Here is a 16,143-nt window from a genome sequence, read left to right on the forward strand (position 1 = left end):
TCTCCTGATGGGATACACGGCGTTGCCCCACTGACCGACAATACCCCTCTCACCTGGGCAAACGTTCCCTTTGAGAGTCCATAGGAGTGCCTTGCAGACCCCGGCCGGAGGGGGTTCGGGGACCCCTTGGGCAAGACGTGCTGGTGCGGGGCGCGAGCGCCCGGCACACTGGGGTGAGAGTGCCTGCGCGAAGGGGGCGGAGCGAGATGACGGAACCCGAGTTCACGGCCACGGGGGTACGGATCGACCGCTGGCCCAGGTCGCTGACCCGCGCGGGCGAGGTCCGCATCGAGGACGGCAGGCTCTCCCTGCTGACCAGCTACGGCAGCGAGATCGACAGCGCGCCGGTGGCCAAGGTCCGAGCGGGCAGGCCCTGGTTCGCGAAGCCGGACGAGGCGGTCGCCACCGTCAACGGCACGCGCTACCGGATCTCCGGCATCGCCGGCTCGGGACGGCTGATCGAGGCCCTGCGGAAATCCGGCTCGCGGCCCTGACCTGCGACGCGTCGCCGCGAGTTGCGACCCGGTCACCACTGGTTCACCCTGGAACCACCTCACCGAGGGTTTACCGGCGGTGACGCTGCGAGCCGGCCCACCGTCCTGCTACACCGCATGACAGATCCGAACCTCCGTCTTCTTCCGGACCTACTTCGGGGAGTCGCAGCCGTGATCAGCGAGCCCAGCAGGTACTGCACGGTGGAGCTCCAGGCCCTGCCGTCGCGGATCGGACAGGTCCGCAGAATCGTTTCGGCGCATCTGCGCCACTGGCAACTCGACGCTTTGATCGACCTTGCCGCGCTCGGAGTCACCGAGCTCCTGACCAATGTCCACCGACACGCCGAGCCGGACAAGACGTGCACGGTCGAGGTCGAGCTGCTGCTCGACCGCCTCACCGTCTCCGTCCGCGACCACGATCCGCGGATACCGGACCTCGGCGAACCCGCGGACCATGACGACGACTTCGCCACCTCGGGCCGCGGCCTGGCCATCATCGAGGCGATGAGCGAGAGCTGGGGAGTCCGCCCGCACGGCGACTCCGGGAAGGTCGTCTGGTTCACCCTCCAGGCCCCGCCCACCCCGGTGGCGGAGACCCCGCACTCCCACGTCGTGTACGGCGCGACGACGGCCGGGCCGCTGAACAGCCCGGCACTGGTGCGCTGAATCCGGGATCCCATGTCCTGGATCCCATGTCCGGGATCCCATGTCCGGGATCCCATGTCCGGGATCCCATGTCCGGGATCCATTGTTCTGGATCCATTGTTCTGGATCCGAAATCCCGTACGCGGATGTGCGCTGTGCGCTGTGCGACAAGGGATCCTGAACGCTGGCCGGCGGACCCTGGATCCAACGACCCGTCACTCCGTCGCGATCGCCCGCAGTACGTCCAGGCGGGCGGCCCGCCGGGCCGGGCGCCAGGCGGCGGTCGCTCCGGCGGCAAGGCCGACGAGGGCGACGGTCGTGAGGCGCGCCGGCGGGAGCGCGAAGACGAAGGCGCTGTCGCTCGCGCCGTCCGAGGCGCGGACCAGGACCCAGCCGAGGAAGCCGCCGAGGAGCAGTCCGCCGAGGGTGCCGAAGGCGGCGACCAGGACGGACTCCCAGCGGACCATGGCCCGCAGTTGGGAGCGGGTCTGGCCGACGGCCCGGAGCAGGCCGAGTTCGCGGGTGCGCTCGTGGACCGCGAGGGTCAGGGTGTTGGCGATCCCGAGCAGGGCGATGAGCACCGCCAGCGCGAGCAGTGCGTAGACGAGGGTCAGCATCATGTCGATGCCGGCCGCCGACGACTCCGCGTAGGCGTCGCGCGTCTGCACCTCGGGCGCGCCGTACCGCTGCGCGACCCGCTCCACCGCCGCCTTGCCCGCCTGCGGGGAGACGCCGTCCCGGAAGGTGACGGCGACCAGCCGGTCGGCGTCCTGGGTGCGGTGCGGAGCCCAGGCCGCACGGGTGAGGACGTAGTCCCCGGCGAGCTCCGACTGCTCGTACACCGCCTTGACGGTGAAGGTCCGGTGGCTGCCGTCGGCGAAGGCGAGTTCGGTCGTGCGTCCCGGGGCCAGCCCGTACCGGTCGGCCTCGGTGGACGCGACGGCGAGGCCGTCCGTGCCGAGGGCGTCCAGGGAGCCCCGTACGGCCCCGAGGTCGAAGGTGCGGGCGAGCGCCCCGGGGTCGGTGACGGTGAGGGCGCGGCCGCGGCCGTCGACCTCCGCCACGCCCCGGCCGAGCCCGACGGCGGTCTCGACCTCGGGCAGCGCGGCGACCGCGGGCGCGAGCCCCGGACTCAGCCCGCTGCCGCCGGCACCGAAGGACGGCGCGCTGACGGCCACGTCGCCCGCGAAGGAGTGCGAGACCGTCTGGTCCATCGTGGCCTTGAGCGAGGCTCCGAAGACCGTGAAGAGCGAGACCACGGCGACGCCGATCATGAGCGCGGTGGCGGTGGCGGCCGTACGCCGGGGGCTGCGCAGGGCGTTGCGACGCGCGAGGCCGCGGGTGACACCGCGCAGCGGGCCGCCGAGGATCCGTACCGCGTACGAGGAGGCCACCGGCCCCAGGACGACGAAGGCGGCGAGCGCCAGCACCGCCCCGGTCCCGGCGAGCCACAGTGAGGGCGGGCCGAGCACCCCGGCGAGGACCAGTCCGACGGCCAGGACGAGGAGGCCCGCTCCGGCGGCGGTACGGGTGCGGGAGGCGGCGGACTCGTCCACGGCCGTCTCGCGCAGCGCGGCGAGCGGTGCGGTGCGCCCGGCCCGTACGGCCGGCAGCAGGGCCGAGCCGACGCACACGGCGAGCCCGACCGCGAAGGGCAGTGCGAGGGAGAGGCCGGTGACGACCAGGTCCCCCTCGGGGAAGGGGAAGCCGATGGCCGGGAAGAGCGCCTGGAGCCCGGCCGCCACGCCGATGCCGCCGAGGAGGCCGGCCCCGGAGGCGAGGACGGCGACGGCGACGGCCTCCGCCAGGGTCATCGTGACGACCTGTCGGCGGGCCGCGCCGACCGCGCGCAGCAGCGCGTTCTCGCGGGTCCGCTGGGCGACCACGATCGCGAAGGTGTTGTGGATGGAGAACACCGAGACGAGCAGGGCCACCCCGCTGAACACCAGCAGGAAGGTGGTGAACAGGGAGAGGAAGCGTCCGGAGACCGACTCGTTGCTCTCGTCGGTGGCCTGCTGTCCGGTGACGGCCTCGACTCCCCGGGGGAGTACGGGGGCGAGCGCGCCGACCAGTTCCCGCTGGGACGTGCCGGGACCGGCCCGCACGAGGATGGCGGAGGCGTCCCCGGCCTTGGGGGCGAGGTACTTCTCGGCGTCCGCGCGGGTCAGGCCGGTGTAGGTGACCTGGCCCATGCCGTCCGCGCCGCCGAAGGTGGCGAGGCCGACGACGGTGACGCGCACAGGGTCGGGCGTGCGCAGCACCGTGGTGGAGCCGAGCGTCAGCCCGCCGGCCTTCGCGGCGCCCCGGTTGACGACGGCCTCGCCGCTCTTCTGCGGGGCGCGCCCCTCGGCGAGGGCGTACGGATTGAGTTCCGGATCCTGAATCCAATATCCAGCCAGGGTGGGCGGTCCCTGACCACCGATCGGCTTGCCGTCGGCGCCGACGAGCTGCCCCGCCCCCTCGATGCGGGGGACGGCGGCGGCGACGCCCGGCACCCGGGCGACGCGGTCGGCGAGTCCGGCGTCGACGGGGCTCCGGGTTCCCTGCGCCTCACCGGCGACGGTCACCACGCTCGTACTGCGGACGACGGCGTCCGTGCCGCTGTTGGCGTCGGTGAACAGGGTGTCGAAGCTCGCGCGGAGGGTGTCGCCCATGACCAGGGTGCCGGTGAGGAAGGCGACGCCGAGCAGGACGGCGGCGAAGGTGCCCAGGAAGCGGCGCCGGTGGGCGCGGAGGGAGACGAGGCTCAGGCGCAGGGTGCTCATGTCACCGCTCCCCTCACAGCAACTCTGCCGTCTCTTGCATCTCTCCTGTCTCCGCTGTCCCCGCCGCCTCCACCGTCTCTGCCCGTTCCGCCGTCGAGGGACTTCATCCGGTCGAGGACGAGTTCGGATGTCGGATTCTGGATCCGATCGACAAGGCGTCCGTCGGCGAGGAAGACGACCTCGTCTGCATGGGCGGCGGCCACCGGATCGTGGGTGACCATGACGACCGTCCGCCCGGTGCGCCGGACGGTGTCGCCGAGCAGCCGCAGCACCTCCTCCCCCGAGCGGGAGTCGAGGTTGCCGGTGGGCTCGTCGGCGAAGACGACGTCCGGGCTCCCGGCGAAGGCCCGCGCGACGGCCACGCGCTGCTGCTGGCCGCCGGAGAGCCGGCTCGGCCGGTGGTGCAGCCGGTCCCGGAGCCCCACGGCGTCGATCAGCGCGTCGAGCCGGTCCCGGTCCGGGGACCGACCCGCCAGGTCCAGCGGCAGGGTGATGTTCTCGGCGACGGTGAGCGTCGGCAGCAGGTTGAACGCCTGGAAGACGAAGCCGATCCGCTCCCTGCGCAGCAGGGTGAGCCGCCGGTCGTCGAGGGCGGACAGATCGGTGTCGCCGATCAGGGCGGAACCCGAGGTGAGGGTGTCGAGCCCCGCGGCACAGTGCATCAGGGTGGACTTGCCGGAGCCCGAGGGGCCCATGATCGCGGTGAAGCGTCCGGCCGGGAAGTCGACGCTCACCCCGTCCAGAGCCCTGACCTCGGTCTCCCCGCCGCCGTAGACCTTGACCGCGTCGACGACACGGGCGGCGGCGGCCCGGCGTCCGGTGGCCTCGGCGCTCATGACCGCCGTCCCTTGTCGCCGGTCGTACGCCCGAACTGCTCCTCCAGGACGGTCAGACGGCGCCAGTACTCGTCCTCGTCGATCTCACCGGCCGCGAAGCGGTGCCCGAGCAGGGCGATCGGAGACCGCTCGTCGACGCGTGGGCCGCCGAAGCCCCGGTGCCGGAGCCGGCCGGAGCGGCGCAGCACGGTGATCACGGTGAGGATCACCGCCGCCCAGACGAGCGGGAAGAAGAGGACCCACGGACCGGGGCCCGCGTGGGCGAGGGTGTTCATCGTCATCAGCTCCTCAGGTGGTCGATGCTTCGAGACTCGCCCCGCGGCCCCCTCCGAGTCGTCGTACCGCCAGCGGCTTCGCGGGTACGCCGCCGGGAGTACGGGGGGGGCGGCAGGAGCTCCTCTCGACTCTGTACCTACTGGTATGTACAGTGAGGCCATGAGTGCGAGCGCGTCCGAGCGACTGATCGAGGCCACCCGCGAGCTGCTCTGGGAGCGCGGCTACGTCGGCACCAGCCCCAAGGCGATCCAGCAGGCCGCGGGCGCGGGCCAGGGCAGCATGTACCACCACTTCACCGGCAAGCCCGACCTCGCCCTCGCCGCGATCCGGCGCAGCGCCGAGGAGCTGCGGGCCGCGGCCGAGCGGAGCCTGGGCGGCGCGGGCTCGGCGGCCGAGCGGATCGAGGCGTACCTGCTGCGCGAGCGTGACGTGCTGCGCGGTTGCCCGCTGGGACGCCTGACGATGGATCCCGACGTGATCGCCGACGAGGAGCTGCGGGCGCCGGTCGACGAGACGATCGACTGGCTGCGCTCACGGCTCGCCGGAATCGTCCAGGAGGGCCTGGACAAAGGCGAGTTGACCGGCCCATGGGAGGCCGCGGAGCTGGCGGCGACGATCGTCGCGACCGTCCAGGGCGGTTACGTCCTGGCCCGCGCCTCGGGCTCCCCCGCCGCCTTCGACACCGCGGTGCGCGGACTGCTCGCGCTGCTGTCGCCCGACCGTACCCGCTGATCCGAGGAGCACGTCTCACCATGCACGCGATGCAGTACGACATCACCCTGCCCGCGGACTACGACATGGAGATCATCCGCGAGCGGGTCGCGACCCGGGGGCATCTCCTGGACGGGTTCCCGGGCCTGGGCCTGAAGGCCTATCTGATGCGGGAGCGGAAGGACGGCTCGCCGGTCAACCAGTACGCGCCGTTCTACCTCTGGGCCGCACCGGAGGGGATGAACTCCTTCCTCTGGGGCCCCGGATTCCAGGGCATCGTGAACGACTTCGGCCGGCCCGTCGTACGGCACTGGACGGGCCTCGCGTACAGGGAGGGCCCGGCGACCGCGTCCGCGCCCCGGACGGCGACGCGCCGCGCGACCCCCCTCGGGGAGGCGGCCGCCCCCGGCGAGGCGGTCGCCGAGGCGGTGGAACGGCACGCCCGCGAGGCGGCGGAGGAGGGCGTGGTGGCCGGCGCCCTCGCGATCGACCCCCGCCACTGGGAGCTGTTGTCCTTCACCATGTGGGCCGGCACGGAGACGCCGGCCGGAGCGGGTGAGCGCTTCCAGGTGCTGCATCTGTCCGCCCCGGGCCGCCGGGACCTCGGCGCGGGCCGCCTCTGGTGACCCCCGGGACGCCTCAGTCCACCGGCACCAGCGTCAGATACGCGATGCCGAGCAGCGAGCGGTAGCCGAGCCAGGCGGAGCGCTGGCGGTCGAGGCGCTCGCGGGTATCGGCGGCCCCCGGGTGGTGGGGGTGGGCGGCGAGCCAGAGTTCGGCGTCGTGGCGGTAGCCGGACTCGAACTCCTCCCACTCCTCCCGGCTCGCCGTCTCGGTCCACAACGGTCGGAAGCCCGCCTCGATCGCGAGCCCCACGAGCCCCGCGAGCGACAGGTGGTCGCCGGCCTGGGCGCCGGGCCACATCGAGGCGAGCTCGTCGTCCGTCGGGGTGCGCTCCCAGAACCCCTCCCCGAGGACCACCCGGCCGCCGGGCCGCACGAGCCGGCGCAGTTCGCGCAGCACGACGGCCAGGTCGTAGGGCTCGCCGCACAGCGCCTGGCCCGCGCCGAGGCACAGCACCGCGTCGGCGGGCCCGTGTGCCGTGCCGACCGCGGACTCCTCGACGTACACCACCCGGTCGTCGAGGCCGCGCTCGGCGGCGAGCTTCCGCCCCAGGGCCAGCTCGGCGCCGTCGATGTCGATGCCGGCCCCGCGGGCACCGGGTACGGCGTCCAGGACGCGCAGCAGCAACTCGCCCCGCCCGCAGCCGATGTCGAGGACCGTGCCGGGCGAGGCCGCCGCGAGCCGCTGGACCAGTCGTGCGGCCCGGGCCTCGGAGAGCGGGCCGTGGAAGGTGAGGCCGCTGCCGAGGCGCGGCGGAAGATCGTCTTCGGTCATGGGGTCGGACCCTAGTCCGCCGCACCGCCGACGCCCAGCGCTTTTCCGCGGGTCGTCCGCCGGCCCCGAAGCCGTACGCAGGCCGCCGGCCGTACACCGGTCCCGGCGCCGTACGCAGGCCGCCGGCCGTACACCGGTCCCGGCGCCGTAAGCGGCCACCGGCCACACGCCGGCCCCAAAGCCGTACGCGGGCCACCGGCCACATGCCGGCCCCGAAGCCGTATGCGGCCGCCGGCCGTACACCGGTCCCGGCGCCGTACGCGGCCACCGGTCACACGCCGGCCCCGAAGCCGTACGCGGGCCACCGGCCACATGCCGGCCCCGAAGCCGTATGCGGCCGCCGGCCGCACGCCGGTCCCGGCGCCGTACGCGGCTGCCGGTCCCGGCGCCGTATTCGGGCCGCCGTCCGTACGCCGCCCCGAAGTCGCCCGCCGGCCGTCACACGGGCCGTCGCCCGCTACTCCACTACTCCACCTCCACCGGCCCGCCCAGCGCCGTCAGCGGGTCGTCCAGGACCGGCTGCCAGGCGAGTTCGGCCGCGCCGACCAGGCTGTTGTGGTCGAGGGTGCAGGGCAGGATCGGGACGCCGCCGCTGCGGCCCCACAGGCTGCGGTCGGCCACCACGGCCCGGAGCCGGCTCGGGTCGGCGTTGAGCAGCTCGCGGTGCAGGCCGCCGAGGATGATGCGGTCGGGGTTGAGGATGTTGACCAGGCCGGCCAGGCCGAGGCCGAGGCGGTCGATCAGCTCCTCGGTGGCGGCCCGCACGCCGGGGTCGTCGGGCTGGTCGCGCAGCAGGTCGCGGGCCTGCTGGAGCAGCGAGACCTCGGGGCCCGGGGCGCGGCCCGCGACGGTGAGGAAGGCGAGGGGGTCGGTCTCGACGTCGAGGCAGCCGCGCGAACCGCAGTGGCAGGGGCGGCCCTCCGGGTTGACGGTGAGGTGGCCGACCTCCAGGGCGAGCCCCGAACTGCCGGTGTGCAGGCGCCCGTCGAGGACGAGCGCGCCGCCGACGCCGCGGTGGCCGGTGGCAACGCAGAGCAGGTCCTTGGCGCCGCGCCCGGCGCCGTGGCGGTGCTCGGCGAGGGCGGCGAGGTTGACGTCGTTGCCCGTGAAGGCGGGCCCCTCGATACCGGCGGCGCGGACCTGCTCGGCGAAGATCTCGCGGACCGGCGCTCCGGCCGGCCAGGCGAGGTGGAGCGGGTTGAGGGCGGTGCCCTCGGGTTCGGCGACGGCGGAGGGCGCGGCGAGTCCGGCGCCGACGCAGCGGCGGCCGGTCTCGCGGAGCAGCCCGGCACCGGCCTCGACGACGGCGCCGAGCACCTGAGCGGGGTCGGCGGAGACGGTGACGCAGCCGGGGGCGGTGGCGACGAGGGTGCCGCCGAGGCCGACCAGGGCGGCGCGGAAGCCGTCGGCGTGGACCTGGGCGGCGAGGGCGACGGGGCCCTTCTCGTCGACGGCGAGCCGGTGCGAGGGGCGGCCCTGGGAGCCGGCCGCGGCGCCCGGGTTGGAGTCGACGCGGATGAGGCCGAGCGCCTCCAGTTCGGCGGCTACGGCTCCGGCCGTGGCGCGGGTCACGCCGAGCTCGGCGGTGAGGACGGCCCGGGTGGGCGCCCGGCCCGTGTGCACCAGTTCCAGTGCGGGTCCGAGCGCGCTGCGTCCCCTGTCCAGCCGTGTCCGCGTGGTCGTCGTCGCCTTGCCGTTCATGGGGGCGAGTCTCCCATGATCGGCCGGTCCCGGGCCCCCGCTGCCCTGCCATTGGCCGGGTCTCGCCCGCCGTCCGGCGCGGAACACCCGGGCCGACGACGGTGCCCGGCCTTGAATCCTGGGCCCGGAGACCCCTATCCTGAGTTTGTGCCGCTACTAAACAAAGTACGGACGGCCATATCGGGGGGATCCCGCGGAGACACCGCTTCCCTCCCCCTGTCCCGCCTCCGCACCGCCCTGACCCTCTTCTTCGCCCTCGACGGATTCCTCTTCGCCGGCTGGGTCGTCCGCATCCCGGCCATCAAGCAGCAGACCGGCGCCTCCGCGGGCGACCTCGGGCTCGCCCTGCTCGGCGTCTCCGCGGGCGCCGTCGTCACGATGACGCTCACCGGGCGCCTCTGCCGCCGCTACGGCAGCCACCCCGTCACCGTGGCCACCGCCGTCCTGCTCTCCCTCTCCCTCGCCCTGCCGCCCCTCACCCGCTCCCCGCTCTCCCTCGGCCTGGTCCTGCTGGTCTTCGGAGCCGCGTACGGCGGGATCAACGTCGCCATGAACAGCGCCGCCGTCGACCTCGTCGCCGCGCTCCGCAGGCCGGTGATGCCGAGCTTCCACGCGGCCTTCAGCCTCGGCGGCATGCTCGGCGCCGGTCTCGGCGGCCTCGTCGCCGGCAGCCTCTCGCCGACCGCGCACCTGCTCGGCCTCACCGTCGCCGGACTGCTCCTGACGGCCGCCGCCGGTCCCGTACTGCTGCGTCATCCCTCCCCCGCCCCGCCCGAGGCACTCCCCGCGCAGGCGTCCGCCGTACGCGCCGGAGGGTCCCGCCGGGCCGTGCTGGTCTTCGGCGTGATCGCGCTGTGCACGGCGTACGGGGAGGGCGCACTGGCCGACTGGGGCGCCCTGCACCTCGCGCAGGACCTGCACGCGCACCCGGGCGTGGCCGCGGCCGGATACTCCCTCTTCGCGCTGACCATGACCGCCGGTCGCCTCTCCGGCACCGCCCTGCTGGAACGGCTCGGCCAGACCCGCACCCTGGTCGCCGGCGGTCTCACCGCCGCCGCGGGCATGCTGCTCGGGGCGCTCGCCCCGACCGCGTGGGCCGCCCTGCTCGGCTTCGCCGTCACCGGCCTCGGCCTCGCCAACATCTTCCCCGTCGCGGTCGCCCGCGCCGGCGCCCTCGCGGGCCCGAGCGGGGTCGCGACCGCCTCCACGCTCGGTTACGGCGGGATGCTGCTCGGTCCGCCCACGATCGGCTTCCTCGCCGACTGGTTCACGCTGCCCGTCGCGCTGACCACCGTCGCCGCACTCGCGGCAGGCGCCGCCGCCATGGGTTACGCGACGCGCAACAACCGCACGAGCAAAGCCAGTTGATCATCCGGGCTCGGGGGCGGTCACGCCGCGCCCGAGCAGGCCGACGGGCGGGACGCGCCCCGGGACCGGCCCCGCGGCGGGGCGGGCCCGCCGGGCGGCAAAAGACGCCCGCTCGCCCGCGCCCGCGCGCCATAATCCGCGCATGGACACCCTGAGCACCGACACCCATATCGACGCGCTCGACGCCGCGGGCAAGGCACTCCTCGACGCCGCCGCCGAGGCCGGGCCCGACGCCCGGGTCGCCACCTGCCCGGGCTGGCAGGTCCGCGACCTGCTGCGGCACACGACGGCCGTCCACCGCTGGGCCACGACGTTCGTCGTCGAGGGACACACCGACTACCGCACCGCCGGCCCGGAGACCGACCTCGACGGCGACGCGCTCCTCGCGTACACCCGTGAGGGTCACGCCAGGCTGGTCGAGGCCCTGCGGGCCGCCCCCGCCGACCTGGAGTGCTGGGCGTTCCTTCCGGCCCCCTCGCCGCTCGCCTTCTGGGCGCGCCGGCAGACGCACGAGACGACCGTGCACCGCGCCGACGCCGAGTCCGCGCTCACCTCCGGCCCGGGCGCCGTCGACCCCGTGATCGCGGCCGACGGCATCGACGAACTGCTCCGCGGCTTCCACGCCCGCGACCGCAGCCGGGTGCGCACCGACGGGCCGCGCACCCTGCGGGTCCGCGCCACCGACACCGGCGACAGCTGGACCGTACGGCTGTCCCAGGAGCCGCCTCGGACGGAGCACGGCGCGGCCGGTCCGGCCGACTGCGAGCTGGCCGGGCCCGCCGACCGGCTCTATCTGACGCTGTGGAACCGGCTGCCGCAGGACGCGGTGACCGTGACCGGCGACGGCTCCCTCGCCCGGCTGTGGCGGGAGAACTCGGCGATCGTCTGGTCGCAGTCGCCTCAGCCGAGCCAGCCGGGTCGGACCAGGCCCGACTCGTAGGCCAGGACGACGAGCTGGGCCCGGTCGCGGGCACCCAGCTTGACCATCGTGCGGCTCACGTGGGTCTTGGCGGTGAGCGGGCTGACCACCAGGCGGCGGGCGATCTCGTCGTTGGACAGGCCGATGCCCACCAGGGCCATCACCTCGCGTTCGCGCTCGGTGAGTTCGTCGAGTCCGGTGGCGCGCGCGGGCGGCTTGGACCGGGCCGCGAACTCCTCGATCAGCCGGCGCGTCACCCCCGGCGAGAGCAGCGCGTCGCCGTGCACCACCGCGCGCACGGCACGCAGCAGTTCCTCCGGCTCGGTGTCCTTCACCAGGAAGCCGGAGGCCCCGGAGCGGATCGCCTCGAAGACGTACTCGTCCAGCTCGAAGGTCGTCAGCATGACCACCCGCACCGCCCCGAGCTCCGGGGCCGGGTCCTCGGTGATCAGGCGGGTGGCCGCGAGGCCGTCCAGGTGGGGCATCCGGATGTCCATCAGGACGACGTCCGGGCGCAGTTCGCGCACCCGGGCCACGGCCTCCTCGCCGTCGGCGGCCTCCCCTGCGACCTCGATGTCCGGCTGGGCGTCCAGGAGGGCCCGGAAGCCCGCCCGCACGAGCGACTGGTCGTCGGCGAGCACGACACGGATCACGGGGACTCCTCGGTTCGTACGGGGAGGGTGGCGCCCACCCGGAAGCCGCCGTCCGGCCGGGGGCCCGCCTCGATCGTGCCACCGAGGGCGGCGGCCCGCTCCCGCATCCCCGCGAGGCCGTTGCCGCTGCCGCCCGCGTCGCCGCCGGTCGCCGGACCCTCGTCGTCGATCCGCAGGCGCAGCGCGTCCGGGCCGTACGCCACGACGACCTCGGCGGTGCGCGAGCCGGAGTGGCGGACCACGTTGGTCAGGGCCTCCTGCACGATCCGGAACGCGGCGAGCTCCGTGCCGGGCGGCACGTGTCTGCGCCGGCCCTCGACCCGGGTGCGCACGGTCAGGCCGGCGGCCGCGGCCTGTTCGACGAGTTCGGGCAGGCGGTCGAGGCCGGGGGCCGGCGCGCGGGGCGCGTCCCCGGGGGCGCGCAGCGTGTCGAGCACCTGTCGCACCTCGCCGAGTGCCTCCTTGCTCGCCGCCTTGATGGTGGTGAGGGCGGTACGGGCCTGGCCGGGGTCCGAGTCGAGCAGGGCGAGCCCGACTCCGGCCTGGACGTTGATCACGGAGAGGGAGTGGGCCAGGACGTCATGGAGCTCGCGGGCGATCCGCAGTCGCTCCTCGTCGGCCCTGCGGCGCTCGGCGGCGGCCCGTTCGGCGCGCTCCTTCGCCCACTGCTCGCGGCGGACCCGGGCGAGCTCCGAGGCGGCGAGGATCGCGACGACGAAGGCCGCGACCGGAAGCTCCTGGCCCCAGGGGGCGGGCCCGTCGCCGCTGGGCGGCAGCCGGTGGTAGAGCCAGTGCGCGCACAGCAGGTGCCCGGCCCACAGCAGCCCGAGCGCCCACCAGGCGGCCCGGCGGTGGCCGTGGACGACGGCGGCGAAGCACGCGAGGGCGACGGTGGCGAAGACCGGGCCGTACGCGTAGCCCGCGGCCAGGTACGCGAGGGCCGCCGCCGACACCCCGAAGACCACCGGCACGGGGTGGCGGTGACGCAGGAGCAGCAGGGCGCAGCCGAGCAGCAGGAGCACCCGGCCGAGGGCGTCGAGGGCGAGCCGGTCGGGCTGGTTCCGCCCGGCGAAGCCCGTACCGACCATGACGAAGACGGTGACGAGGAGCGTCGAACGCCAGGGCAGCCCGGCGCCGGGACCGTGCCGGGCCCACTGCCAGGAGCGCGGCCACGGCGGACCGCCGTGGCCGGGTTTCCTCGTCGGATGTGCGTCCATGCCGCCACGCTAGACGGGACCGGGGCGGCGCGGCGTCAGCCGGGCGGGGTGGTCATCCGTACTCCCGCGGGAGTACGGGGTACGGGGGTGGGGGCGGTAGTGCGGGGTGCGGTCGGGTGACGGCTGCCGGGCCGTCAGGTGGCCGGGAGGAGACCGACTTCGCGGCCGAGGCGCTCGGCGGCGGCGGCGAAGAAGGCGTCCCGGTCCTCGACGACCCGGTTGAACTGACCGAAGAGCTCGAAGGAGACGAGCCCGAAGAGCTGGGCCCAGGCGGCGACGAGGGCGGCGGCGAGGGCCGGCGGCAGGTCGGGGGCGAGGTCGGCGGCGAGCCGCTCGGCCTCCAGGTGCAGGGCGGGCGGCAGGGGCGGGAGGGCGATGCCCCGGCCCTGGTAGGCGCCGCGGGCCAGCGCGACGAGGACGAGGCCCACGCGAGAGGCGGGGCCGATGGTGTCCTGGGGGGCGGTGTAGCCGGGGACCGGGGAGCCGTAGATGAGGGCGTACTCGTGGGGGTGGGCGAGGGCCCAGGTGCGCACGGCCCGGCAGACGGCGGTCCAGCGGGCGAGGTGGTCGGCGGGCGCAGCGGCCGCGGCGGCGGCGTCGGCCTCCTCCGCGGCGGCGCCGACCGCGTCATAGGCGTCGACGATGAGGGCGGTCAGGAGGTCGTCGCGGCTGGGGAAGTAGCGGTAGAGGGCGGAGGACACCATGCCGAGCTCGCGGGCGACGGCCCGCAGGGAGAGCTTGGCGGCGCCCTCGGCGGCGAGCTGGGCGCGGGCCTCGTCCTTGATGGCTGCGGTGATCTCGATCCGCGCGCGGGCGCGGGCTCCTCGGACGGTGGTCATGGAGAGCAGTCTGCCACGTTTCGGATCACCGCACCGAAACGAGAGCACTGCTCTTGCACGGGGGCGCCGATGGGTGCACACTCATCTCAAGCGAGAGCAGTGCTCACAAAACAGAGCGCCGCTCCAGCACCAGCACCAGCACCAGCACCAGCACCGGAGAATCACCTCTCGGATCCCGGACACAGGAGCCCGCCATGTCGTCGCAGCCGTCCCAGTCGCCCCGGTCGCCCCAGTCATCCCAGCCCTCTCGGCCCTCCCAGCCGTACTACCTCCAGGGCAGCCCCCTCGCCATCCGCTTCAACAACATCGTGGGCTGGCTCGCGCGCCATGGCGTCAGCCTCCTCGGCTCGGCCGAGCTCTCCGTACGGGGCCGCAAGAGCGGCCGGATGCAGCGCATCCCGGTCAACCCGTACCAGCACGAGGGCGCCCAGTACCTGGTCTCGGCCCGCGGCCACTCCCAGTGGGTCCGCAACATGCGGGCGGCGGGCGGCGGCGAGTTGCGGGTCGGCCGGAAGGTCCGTCACTTCACGGCGGTCGAGGTCCCGGACGCCGAGAAGCCGCAGGTGCTGCGCGGCTATCTGGAGCGCTGGGGCTGGGAGGTCAACCAGTACTTCCAGGGCGTGACCGCGCAGTCCTCCGACGCCGAGCTCGCGGCCGCCGCCCCCGACCACCCCGTCTTCCGCATCACCACCACGGCGTGAGGGCGGCACGGATCCCCTCCGTACCGCCCTCGAAAACCCCTGCCGGCCGCCCGGCGTCCGATCGGCATCCACCCGGCGACCGATCGGCGGCGGCGCCTCAGGAAGCGCCGGACACCGGCGGCCCACCCGCGGAGCCGCGCTCGCCCGGCTCCACCGGCGTCGCCCCGCCCTCCGCCCCGCCCTCCGCCTCGGCTGCCTCCTCGTGCGCCGAGTCGTCCACCGCCGCGTCCTTGCGGGCGGGGACGCCCCGGCCCGCCGGGCCCACGCCCGCCGCGGTGTCCATCCGGCGGTCGAGGAAGTCGAGCGCGCGCCGCGCCACCCCGTTGCCGCGGACCAGTCCGCCCAGCGTCGTCGCACCGCGCGTGATGTCCGCGAAGGCGTTCCACGCGGGCCGCAGGCCCGTTATCGTCGCGTGCAGCAGGCCCGGGCTCCGCTCGAACAGGGCCAGCATCCGCCGCCCCACGGCCATCTCGACGCCGAGACCGGCCTTGATGGCGAAGGCGTAGTTCAGCGCCTGGCGGCGCGCGTCCACCGCGTCGGTCGCCTCGGCGATCCGCACCGCCCACTCGCCGGCGAGCCGGCCCGAGCGCAGGGCGAAGGAGATGCCCTCGCGGGTCCACGGCTCCAGGAGTCCGGCCGCGTCGCCGCAGACCAGGACCCGGCCGCGGGAGAGCGGCGAGTCGTCCGTACGGCAGCGGGTCAGATGGCCGGAGGAGATCGCCGGTTCGAAGCCCGCGAGGCCGAGCCGGGCGACGAAGTCCTCCATGTAGCGCTTGGTGGCCGCGCCCTCGCCTCGGGCCGAGATGACGCCGACGGTCAGCGTGTCGCCCTTGGGGAAGACCCAGCCGTAACTGCCCGGCAGCGGGCCCCAGTCGATGAGAACGCGCCCCTTCCAGTCCTCCGCCACCGACGGCGGGACCGGGATCTCCGCCTCCAGGCCGAGGTCGACCTGGCCGAGCTTCACCCCGACGTGGGCCCCTATCCGGCTGGCGCTGCCGTCGGCGCCGACAACGGCGCGGGCCAGGACGGTCTCGCCGTCCGCGAGGACGACGGCGACGGTGCGGCGGTCCGGGACGCCCGGGCCGTGCTGCTCGACCCGGGTGACGGTGGCTCCGGTGCGCAGCTCGGCGCCGGCCTTCTGGGCGTGCTCGACGAGCTGGGCGTCGAACTCGGGCCGGTTGATGAGGCCGAACAGCATGCGGCGGGAACGGCGGGTGCGGGCGAAGCGCCCGTTGTGCGAGAAGGTGACGGCCTGGACCCGGTCCTGCAGGGGCAGTTCGAAGCCGGGCGGCAGGGCGTCGCGCGAGGGGCCGATGATGCCGCCCCCGCAGGTCTTGTAGCGGGGCAGTTCCGCCTTCTCCAGGAGCAGTACCCGGCGGCCGGCCACGGCCGCCGCGTACGCCGCCGAGGCTCCCGCGGGCCCGGCACCCACCACGACCACGTCCCAGACGGTGCGTCCCTCGTCAGGACCCGCCTCCCCCGCTTGGGCCGTGCCGTCCTGTGCCGCTCCGGCGTCTGCGTTCTCGCTGCTCACGATGTGCTTCTGCTCCTGATCCGACCGGTGGTTCTGCTCTTCCCGCATCCTACGGCCCGGTAGCGGCGCCGTACCGCGCCGCCCCG

At 74.7% G+C, this 16,143-nt stretch carries 16 protein-coding genes; 7 read left to right on the top strand and 9 right to left on the bottom strand.

All coding sequences use genetic code 11. The features are described from left to right. Positions 1–206: 206 nt before the first annotated feature. Together ACH414_RS17860 and ACH414_RS17865 are read left to right on the top strand one after the other, a co-directional pair. Positions 207–494, top strand: coding sequence for a hypothetical protein (locus ACH414_RS17860; RefSeq protein ID WP_382533935.1), 288 nt, complete (start codon positions 207–209; stop codon positions 492–494). A 171-nt stretch (positions 495–665) separates the two neighbouring features. After that, positions 666–1,160, top strand: coding sequence for an ATP-binding protein (locus ACH414_RS17865; RefSeq protein ID WP_382533933.1), 495 nt, complete (start codon positions 666–668; stop codon positions 1,158–1,160). A gap of 194 nt (positions 1,161–1,354) precedes the next feature. Here ACH414_RS17865 and ACH414_RS17870 read toward each other — a convergent pair whose 3' ends face one another. From ACH414_RS17870 to ACH414_RS17880, 3 genes are read right to left on the bottom strand one after another with little or no spacing between them, the layout of a single operon-like run. After that, positions 1,355–3,904: an FtsX-like permease family protein gene (locus ACH414_RS17870; protein WP_398942383.1), complete on the bottom strand. Its 2,550-nt coding sequence runs from the start codon at positions 3,902–3,904 to the stop codon at positions 1,355–1,357. Further along, positions 3,901–4,740, bottom strand: coding sequence for an ABC transporter ATP-binding protein (locus ACH414_RS17875; RefSeq protein WP_398942385.1), 840 nt, complete (start codon positions 4,738–4,740; stop codon positions 3,901–3,903). Before ACH414_RS17875 ends, ACH414_RS17870 begins: the two co-directional genes overlap by 4 nt. Beyond that, the gene (locus ACH414_RS17880; RefSeq protein ID WP_382534241.1) at positions 4,737–5,015 is read right to left on the bottom strand and encodes an SHOCT domain-containing protein; all 279 of its coding nucleotides are present in this window, start codon (positions 5,013–5,015) and stop codon (positions 4,737–4,739) included. Before ACH414_RS17880 ends, ACH414_RS17875 begins: the two co-directional genes overlap by 4 nt. A 145-nt stretch (positions 5,016–5,160) precedes the next feature. Between ACH414_RS17880 and ACH414_RS17885 the strand changes: the two genes are divergently transcribed. Beyond that, positions 5,161–5,748, top strand: a complete 588-nt coding sequence (locus ACH414_RS17885; protein ID WP_382533928.1) for a TetR/AcrR family transcriptional regulator — start codon at positions 5,161–5,163, stop codon at positions 5,746–5,748. 20 nt (positions 5,749–5,768) lie between these two features. Then, entirely contained in the window at positions 5,769–6,353 is a 585-nt protein-coding gene (locus ACH414_RS17890) for a DUF4865 family protein (RefSeq protein ID WP_398942387.1), read from the top strand. 13 nt (positions 6,354–6,366) lie between these two features. Here ACH414_RS17890 and ACH414_RS17895 read toward each other — a convergent pair whose 3' ends face one another. Further along, entirely contained in the window at positions 6,367–7,125 is a 759-nt protein-coding gene (locus tag ACH414_RS17895; protein ID WP_398942389.1) for a class I SAM-dependent methyltransferase, read from the bottom strand. Between the two features lie 465 nt (positions 7,126–7,590). Next, entirely contained in the window at positions 7,591–8,826 is a 1,236-nt protein-coding gene (locus ACH414_RS17900; RefSeq protein WP_398942391.1) for an ROK family protein, read from the bottom strand. Between the two features lie 147 nt (positions 8,827–8,973). On the opposite strand from ACH414_RS17900, the gene ACH414_RS17905 reads away from it, so the two are divergent. Together ACH414_RS17905 and ACH414_RS17910 are read left to right on the top strand one after the other, a co-directional pair. Continuing rightward, positions 8,974–10,194, top strand: coding sequence for an MFS transporter (locus ACH414_RS17905; protein WP_391768850.1), 1,221 nt, complete (start codon positions 8,974–8,976; stop codon positions 10,192–10,194). A 151-nt stretch (positions 10,195–10,345) separates the two neighbouring features. After that, positions 10,346–11,134, top strand: coding sequence for a maleylpyruvate isomerase family mycothiol-dependent enzyme (locus ACH414_RS17910; protein ID WP_391768944.1), 789 nt, complete (start codon positions 10,346–10,348; stop codon positions 11,132–11,134). Here ACH414_RS17910 and ACH414_RS17915 read toward each other — a convergent pair. The 3 genes from ACH414_RS17915 to ACH414_RS17925 all read right to left on the bottom strand — a co-directional run bounded on the left by ACH414_RS17915 (position 11,095) and on the right by ACH414_RS17925 (position 13,822). Then, entirely contained in the window at positions 11,095–11,766 is a 672-nt protein-coding gene (locus tag ACH414_RS17915) for a response regulator (protein WP_382533920.1), read from the bottom strand. The two genes, ACH414_RS17910 and ACH414_RS17915, sit on opposite strands and share 40 nt — an antisense overlap. Next, a complete protein-coding gene (locus ACH414_RS17920) occupies positions 11,763–12,983 on the bottom strand; it encodes a sensor histidine kinase (RefSeq protein ID WP_382533918.1) in 1,221 nt (406 codons plus the stop codon). Before ACH414_RS17920 ends, ACH414_RS17915 begins: the two co-directional genes overlap by 4 nt. A gap of 134 nt (positions 12,984–13,117) precedes the next feature. Next, complete coding sequence (locus tag ACH414_RS17925) at positions 13,118–13,822, bottom strand: TetR/AcrR family transcriptional regulator (protein WP_386566804.1); 705 nt, start codon at positions 13,820–13,822, stop codon at positions 13,118–13,120. 194 nt (positions 13,823–14,016) lie between these two features. Between ACH414_RS17925 and ACH414_RS17930 the strand changes: the two genes are divergently transcribed. Beyond that, positions 14,017–14,523 carry a nitroreductase family deazaflavin-dependent oxidoreductase gene (locus ACH414_RS17930; RefSeq protein ID WP_391768852.1) on the top strand — a complete coding sequence of 169 codons (507 nt, stop codon included), beginning with the start codon at positions 14,017–14,019 and terminating at the stop codon, positions 14,521–14,523. Positions 14,524–14,620: 97 nt separating this feature from the next. Here the strand turns inward: ACH414_RS17930 and ACH414_RS17935 are convergent, their stop codons facing one another. Then, complete coding sequence (locus ACH414_RS17935; protein WP_398942394.1) at positions 14,621–16,105, bottom strand: geranylgeranyl reductase family protein; 1,485 nt, start codon at positions 16,103–16,105, stop codon at positions 14,621–14,623. Positions 16,106–16,143: the final 38 nt, after the last annotated feature.

The organism is Streptomyces sp. NPDC020422, from assembly GCF_044386705.1.
Lineage (GTDB): Bacteria > Actinomycetota > Actinomycetes > Streptomycetales > Streptomycetaceae > Streptomyces.